This is a genomic window from Pseudomonadota bacterium (genome assembly GCA_010028905.1).
Lineage (GTDB): Bacteria > Vulcanimicrobiota > Xenobia > RGZZ01 > RGZZ01 > RGZZ01.
Map to the genome: position 1 here is coordinate 1 of RGZZ01000457.1, position 4080 is coordinate 4080.

The following is a 4080-nucleotide window of genomic DNA, read 5'->3' on the forward strand; positions in this document are numbered from 1 at the left end:
CCTGACCGGCCAGAAGCGCCAGAGAGAGAACGTTAACGAATCGTCACTTCCCGGCCCGTCAGCGGAGGGAGAGGGCCACGATCACGCCGAGACGCGCTCCCAGCAGCGCGCAGAGCGGGCTCAAGGTGAAGTAGAGCGCCGCCCGCAGCGTCTCGCCCTGGCGCAGCAGCAGGTCGGTCTCCAGCGCGTACGACGAGAACGTGGTGAAGCCTCCGAGAAAGCCGACCCCGAGCAACAGGCGGAAGTGCTCCGGCCAGGCCACCAGGCGCTCGGCCACCAACGTGCCCACGAGACCGAGAAGAAACGACCCCGTCACATTGATGAGAAACGTGGCGAGGGGAACCCGCGACACGAACCGCTCCACCACATACAGCCCGACGAGGTAGCGGAGGTTGCAGCCGAGGAAGCCTCCCAGGCCCACCAGCAGGAACGGGGTGAGGCGCGCCACCGAAGCGCTCGCCGATGCCCTAACGCGTCACCGCGTGAATGGCGTGCCCCAGGGTAGCCTCGGCGGCCTCCATGAGCACCTCGGGAAGGGTGGGATGGGTGTGCACGGTGAGGGCGATGTCTTCGACCACTGCCCCCATCTCGATGGCCAGGGCGCCCTCGGCGATGAGGTTCGAGGCCTCGGGACCCACTACGTGCATGCCGAGCACCAGTCCGTTGGCCTTGTCGGTGACGATCTGGGCGTAGCCCTCGTTCTCGTTCGTGGAGAGCGCGCGGCCGTTCGCCGCGAACGGGAACTTTCCGACCTGCACCTCGTAGCCCTGCTCCTTCGCCTGAGCCGCGGTGAGGCCCACACTGGCGATCTCCGGGTCGGTGAAGATGGCCGCGGGCATGGCCCGCCAGTCGCGAACCGTCGGCTTGCCGGAGATCGACTCCGCGGCGATGAGCCCCTCTTTCGAGGCCTTGTGGGCCAGCAGCGGCCCGCCCACCACGTCGCCAATGGCCCAGATGCCGTCAGCCGTGGTGCGAAGGGCATCATCGGTGCCGATGAACCCGCGTGGGTTCACCACCACGCCCACCTTCTCGAGGTCGAGGCCCGCCGTGTTGGGCTTCCAGCCCACAGCCACCAGCACCTTGTCGCACTCAATGGTGATCTCGCCCTCGGGGGTCTCGACGATGGCCTTGAGCGAGCCGTCGCGCTGCTTCTCGACTGCCTTGGCGCGCGACTTCACGTGCATCTTCACGCCGCGCTTCTTCAGCTTGCGGGTCACCACCGCCACCAGGTCCGGGTCTTGCCCCGGCAACATCTGATCCATCATCTCGACCACGGTGACCTTGGCGCCCAGCTTCATGCAGAAGGTGCCGATCTCGAGCCCGATGATGCCGCCCCCGATGACCAGCAGGCGCTTGGGCACCTCCTGGAGCTCGAGGGCCTCCTTCGACGAGATGACATCGACGCGATCGAAGGGGATGTTGGGCAGCTCGAAGGGCCAGCCCCCCGTCGCCACCACCGAGCTCTCGCACGTGATGAGATGCGTGCCATCGGCGCCGGTCACCTCGATCTGCTTGCGATTCTTGTAACGCGCGGTACCGAAGACGGTCTGGATCTTGTTGGCCTTGAACAGCTGGCCGATTCCGCCGGTGAGCTTGCTCACCACCGAATCCTTCCAGGCGATCATCTTCGGCATGTCGATCTCGGGGTCGCTCACCTTGATGCCCATGTCGGGGGCCTGCTCGCGGATCTTGTCGACCAGGCCCGCGGCGTGGATGAGCGCCTTCGACGGGATGCACCCGTAGTTGAGGCAGGTGCCGCCGAGGCGGTCTTTCTCGATGACAACCACGCGCTTGCCCAGCTGGGCCATTCGAATTGCCGACACGTAACCACCGGGACCGGCGCCGATGACGGCGCAATCTGCTGTGTACTCAGCCATGTTGCGTGCTCCTCAGGAATGCTTCGAGCTCTGCGCGCTGCTCGCGCAGATGCGGGGGAAGGGTGGAATAGACATCGTCGAACATCGAGTCGGCCGAGGGAGGCGGCGTCTGCTCAGCCACCTCGACCGCGCGCTGCACCTCTGCTGTGAGCTGCTCGACAAAGGCGGCGTCTCTCTCGTCGCTCCAGAGGCCGCGCACCGTGAGAAAGGCGCGCAGACGCGGCAACGGATCGCGCTGACGCCAGATCTCGACCTCGGCCTCGTTTCGATAGCGCGTCGGGTCGTCAGAGGTGGTGTGCCCGAGCAGGCGATAGGTCACCAGCTCGAGGAAGGTGGGGCCCTCACCACGGCGCGCCTTCTCGACCGCGCGGCGCGTGGCCGTGTACACGGCGAGGGCGTCGTTGCCGTCGACCCGAACGCCTTCCATGCCGAACGCGCGCGCCTTGACGGCAAAGGTGAGCGAGACGCTCTGCTTCGACGCGGGCACGCTGATGGCCCACTGGTTGTTCTGGCAGATGAGCACCACGGGGGCCTTGTAGACCGCCGCGAAGTTCATGGCCGCCGCGAAGTCGGGCTCGGAGGTCGCTCCGTCGCCCATGTAGGCGAGCATGACCGCGGGGTCGCGGCGCATCTTCGCCGCCATGGCCGCGCCCACCGCCTGGGGGATCTGCGTTCCGATGACCGACGACATCGACACGTAGTGCCCCGACACGAACGACGGGTGACACGGCATCTGCCGGCCCTTGCAGTCATCGAGCGCGGTACCGTAGAACTGGGCCACCGCCTTCTCCATCGACAGCCCGCGCACCACCGACAGCGCCCCCTCCCGCAACGCGGGAAAGATCCAGTCGCAGGCCTCGGCCGCCATGCCGGAAGCGATGGTGGCCGCCTCCTGCCCCATGATGGAGCCGTAGAAGGCCACCCGCCCCTGGCGCTGAAGGTTCACGAGACGCGCGTCAACCGTGCGCGTGGCGAGCATCCACTGGTACATCTCGACCAGGCGCGCGTCAGAGAGCGCCGGCGCCGCGGCACCCTCAACCAGACGGCCCTGCACGTCAAGGAGCTGGTAGAGCCCGGAGTCGCTCATCGCGGGCGACGACGCCACGTCAGGCACCGAGGATCAGCAACCGCGGATCTTCGAGAAGCTGCACCACGCGCATCACGAACTTCGCGCCCACGTCGCCGTCGATGATGCGATGGTCGAACGAACACGTGATGTAGCCCATCTCGCGCACCACGATCTCATCGTTCTTCACCACCGGGCGCTTGCGGATCTTGTGCACGCCCATGATGGCCACCTCGGGGTAGTTGATGACCGGCGTGGCCATGATGCCGCCCAGCGCGCCCAGCGAGGTGATGGTGAAGGTGCTGCCCTGCAGCTCGTCGAGGGTGAGACGGCGGTTTCGCGCCCCTTCGGCCAGGCGCGCGATCTCGGCGCCGATCTCGAGGATGGTGCGACGGTCGGCGTCCTTGAGCACGGGCACCATGAGGCCGTCGTCGGTGGACGCGGCGATGCCGATGTTGTAGTACCCCTTCAGCACGATCTCCTGGGTCTGCTCGTCATAGCTGCTGTTGAGCGTGGGGAACTCCTTGAGCGCGGCCACCACGGCCTTCACGATGAAGGGCAGGTAGCTGAGCTTCACGCCGCGGCTCTTGGCGATATCTTCGCTGTCGGCGCGCAGCTTCACCAGCTCGGTGAAGTCGCACTCTTCGACAAAGGTGAAGTGGGCGGCGTGATCCTTGCTGCGCCGCATGTTCTCGATGATCTTGCGACGCACGCCACGGGCGGGGATGCGCTGCTCGGGCCGCGGCCCCTCAGGGAAGCGGAACGCGGGAGCCGCGGGCGCGGCCTGGGGCGCCGCCGATGGCGCGGCGGCAGGCGCCGCCTCGGTCTGAACGACGGTCTGCGGCGCCGGAGCGCCTCCCTCGAGGTAGCTCAGCAGATCTTCGCGCGTCACGCGCCCGTTCGGGCCCGTGCCGTGAACGTGAGCGAGGTCGACCCCCGCCTCGCGCGCGAGACGTCGGGTGGCCGGGGCCGCCAGGACGCGTGCAGACGCGGCGCTGCCGTTCACCGGGACAGGCGGCGCACTGGAGCGGCCGTTGCTCTCGGCCCGCACCGCCACGGGCGCGGGCGCAGGAGCCGCAACCGGCTGGGGCGGTGGTGCGACGGCCCGCGGCGCCTCCGCGACGGGAGCGGGCGCCT

General features: G+C 67.8%; 4 protein-coding genes. All 4 read right to left on the reverse strand.

The features are described 5' to 3' along the window. Positions 1 to 58: 58 nt before the first annotated feature. From crcB to EB084_21100, 4 genes are read right to left on the reverse strand one after another with little or no spacing between them, the layout of a single operon-like run. Positions 59 to 448 carry a fluoride efflux transporter CrcB gene (crcB, locus tag EB084_21085; protein NDD30763.1) on the reverse strand — a complete coding sequence of 130 codons (390 nt, stop codon included), beginning with the start codon at positions 446 to 448 and terminating at the stop codon, positions 59 to 61. Between the two features lie 19 nt (positions 449 to 467). Continuing rightward, complete coding sequence (gene lpdA, locus EB084_21090; protein ID NDD30764.1) at positions 468 to 1877, reverse strand: dihydrolipoyl dehydrogenase; 1410 nt, start codon at positions 1875 to 1877, stop codon at positions 468 to 470. Beyond that, on the reverse strand, positions 1870 to 2964 hold the full coding sequence (gene pdhA / locus EB084_21095; protein ID NDD30765.1) for a pyruvate dehydrogenase (acetyl-transferring) E1 component subunit alpha: 1095 nt from the start codon (positions 2962 to 2964) through the stop codon (positions 1870 to 1872). The genes lpdA and pdhA overlap by 8 nt, the downstream gene beginning before the upstream one ends. A gap of 19 nt (positions 2965 to 2983) precedes the next feature. Further along, positions 2984 to 4000 (reverse strand): 2-oxo acid dehydrogenase subunit E2, encoded by a 1017-nt coding sequence (locus EB084_21100; protein ID NDD30766.1) that lies wholly within the window; start codon positions 3998 to 4000, stop codon positions 2984 to 2986. Positions 4001 to 4080 lie beyond the last annotated feature (80 nt).